At 53.9% G+C, this 3,481-nt stretch carries 1 protein-coding gene; it reads left to right on the top strand.

Features of this window, described 5'->3' with window-relative positions; all coding sequences use genetic code 11:
• Positions 1-509 precede the first annotated feature (509 nt).
• Positions 510-3,089, top strand: a complete 2,580-nt coding sequence (locus RUM_RS01330; RefSeq protein ID WP_015557429.1) for a dockerin type I domain-containing protein — start codon at positions 510-512, stop codon at positions 3,087-3,089.
• Positions 3,090-3,481: the final 392 nt, after the last annotated feature.

The following is a 3,481-nucleotide window of genomic DNA, read 5'->3' as shown; positions in this document are numbered from 1 at the left end:
TTCATGCAGCACCCAAAGCTGCACATTCCCACAATGCTGCACAAAACGCTAAGGGATAAAATCTGTTGGCTGAAATCGTGAGAAATGTAAAGTTGGCTCGTTCTCCACAAGAGTGGGGAGGGTTGTGGAAAAGAGAGTACGGTTGTCGCTCGCACACCGGTAGATGGGTCATGCGTGACCCATCCGGTTCATCAAATAGAACAACACACATCTCCCCAAGACATTGGTAAACCTCTACTGCGTAGAAACAGCACGCAGATTATAAAGGAACGCAGAAAAGAAAACGGTCACACAAGAGAATCAATCCGCTTCTCATACACCGTTATTATACCACACGTCACTTCCTTTGTCATGTCTTTTTCCATGCAATTTCGCAAAAAGTTCAGAAAAAATATACAATATATCATGTTGACCGATTGCGAATTATGTGCTAATATATACAGTGACAAAATTCATCCACAAAGACAAAAAAAGAATGACAATTCGTATAAAAAAGGGAGGACTCTTCAATGCACATGAAAAAAAGCCTGCTGGCTGCTGCCCTGACGCTGGCAGTAGCGGCATCCGCCGTACCTGCCACCGGAATCCAGGCAGGGGCTGCGGCAACCAAATCCATCGAATCCCAGATGAACTGGGACACCGTCACCATCAGCGGCGGCGGCTTCGTTTCCGGTCTGATTACCGGAGAAAACAACATCTACGCCCGGACGGACGTAGGCGGCGCATACCGGTACAATGCAACCACCAAGGAATGGGAACAGCTAATGGCGTTCTTTACGGATGCAGACCGGGGCTTTCTCAGCGTGGACGCTATGGCGCTGGATCCCAACGACGACAATATCGTCTATGCCCTGTGCGGCTGTGCATACTTCAGCGATGCCCGGACGGCAGTGTTCCGCTCCAAGGACGGGGGCAAGACCTGGGATTCTGCGGACGTCACAAATCTGATCCAGGTACACGGCAACGGCTACGGCAGACAGTGCGGCGAGTCCATTGCGGTGGATCCGGATGATCCCAACACCATCTACTGCGGCGGCGACACGGTGGGCATGATCGTCAGCCACGATGCGGGCGTCACCTGGGAGGCAGTGGACAGCTTCAACAGCATGGGTCTGTTCACCAATGAGATCAAGTGGCCTACCTGGACGGAAAACGTAGTCAAGACCACCGTTGGCACGGACTATGCAAACTGCAACGGCGTTTCCACCATCGCCATTGAAAAGGGCAAGGTCTATGTGGGCATTTCCGACAACACCCTGGAATGCAATATGTATGTGGCAGACGTGGACGGAAAGAAATGGGAACCCCTCAGCAAGGATCTGCCGGCGGACAAGTTCCCCTCCCGGATCACCAAGGACAATGCAGGCAATCTGCTGATCTGCTATGTGGGGGGGCTGACCTTCAACGGCACCGGCGGCGGCATTTACAAGTACAACACCACCACCGGAGAAGTCACCAACATTTCCCCCACGGAGAACAGCTTCGGCGCCTGCATGGCAAACCCCAACAACAACGACCAGCTAATCGCCACCACCTGCGGCGTGTGGAGCACCAATAGCTGGAGCAAGGAGGACGGTGCCTGGGGCGACTGGCTGTACCGTTCCGAGGACGGAGGCAAGACCTGGACCGAGTATTATCCGGGCAAGATGGGTGAATACAAGTGGAATGCGGAAACCGGCGAAATGGTGCAGGAACAGGTCATCGATTACCTGGACGCAAACGGATGTAGCTGGGTATACGGCAAAGCCATCCACTGGTCCGGCTCACTCATCATCAACCCCAAGGATTTTGACCAGATCATGGTTTCCTCCGGCAACGGCATTTTCAAGTGGGACGGCATCTGGGGGGATTCTCCCAAGGCAAGCTTCTGCGCACAGGGCATCGAGGAAGTGGTTGCTCTGGATATGGTCTCCGTGCCCGGCGGTGCGGCATATTCCGCCATCGGGGACTATGACGGTTTCATCCACACGGACGTGGACAAGCCTGCTACCCAGTATGTACCCAACATGGGCTCCACCGGGGCGATCGCATACTGCCCCCAGAACCCCCAGGTGATGGTGCGGATCGCAGAGAACCAGAATGACATTGCACCGGGCTTCTACTCCACGGACGGGGGCAAGACCTGGACGAAAATGGCGAACACCGCCGGCGGCAAGGCTGCTATCACACAACTGGACAAGGATACCTACCGGATCTTCCTGGGGAAGAAGGACAGCGGTGACCTGAGCTATTCCGACGACTGGGGACAGACCTGGAACGCATGCACCGGCATTGGCAGCGCATACGGCTCCAAGCCCACCTACACCTTTGTAGAGCCAAATGATCCCAGCACCGTATACGCATACGCTACCTATTATAATTCCTCCTGGCATTACTCCAAGACGGAACCGGAGCTGAGCGACGCAAACTATACCCTGTACATCAGCACCGACTACGGCAAGACCTTTACCGGCACCCAGATCTGTATGTATGACCAGTGCGACAGCGCAGGGCGGATCGCCTCCCTGGAGGACAATCACCTGATACTGGCAGGAGGCTGGTACGGGCTGTATGATGTAAAAACCGCCGGCGGCAAGGCAGAGGTCACCAAGAAGAACGTGTTCTACTGCAAGACCGTGGGCTATGGGGCACCGGAAAAGAAGGGCGGCATCAACACTCTGTACATGTACGGCAAACCCCAGGAAACCGACGCTGAAGGCATCTACCGCTCCACGGACGGCGGCGACAGCTGGGTATGCATCAACACCCAGAAGCTCTACGGGGGCACCGGCAACGGCAACTTCCTGGTAGGGGATATGAACACCTTCGGCACGGTGTATATGAGTACGGTAGGCTGCGGCATTGTTGTGGGCAGATTGTCCGGCGGTACGGAGAATCCGGATATTCTGTACGGTGACGTAAACGCAGACGGCATTGTGGACATTGCGGACACGGTGCTGCTGGCACGATACATTGCCCAGGATCCGGCGGTCAAGCTCACAAAACAGGGCTTGCAGAATGCGGACTGCGATCCGGACGGGAACATTGATTCTTCAGATCTGACGGCAATTGCCCGGTATCTGGCGCATTTGGTTGACAAGCTAGGATAAGAAAAGGCAGGGCGCAAGCCCTGCTTTTTTGCGTCTGTTTGCGTGGACATTGTTGGTGGAGTTTCTTTTATGTTCTGCGTGTTAGACACACGCTTTACTGATTTATTTTTTAGTAACCATTCGCTTGTGGATCGTTTTTTTATACTCTGCGTGCTCCATACACGCAGTAGAGGTTTACCAATGTGCGAGCGACAACCTCTTTGGGAGTGGAGAGAGCGCATCTAACGATGCTTATTCTCTCCCCTCCCAACGGTTTTCTCTCGCGCTCTCTTTTCCACAACCCTCCCCACTCTTGTGGAGAACGAGCCAACTTTACATTTCCCACGATTTCAGCCAACAGATTTTATCCCTTAGCGTTTTGTGCAGCATCATGGGAATGTGTAACCTACAGG

The sequence above is a fragment of the Ruminococcus champanellensis 18P13 = JCM 17042 genome (assembly GCF_000210095.1).
Classification (GTDB): Bacteria; Bacillota; Clostridia; order Oscillospirales; family Ruminococcaceae; genus Ruminococcus_F; species Ruminococcus_F champanellensis.
The sequence above is the reverse complement of the archived record's forward strand: the minus strand, read 5'-3'. Positions and strand labels throughout refer to the sequence as shown.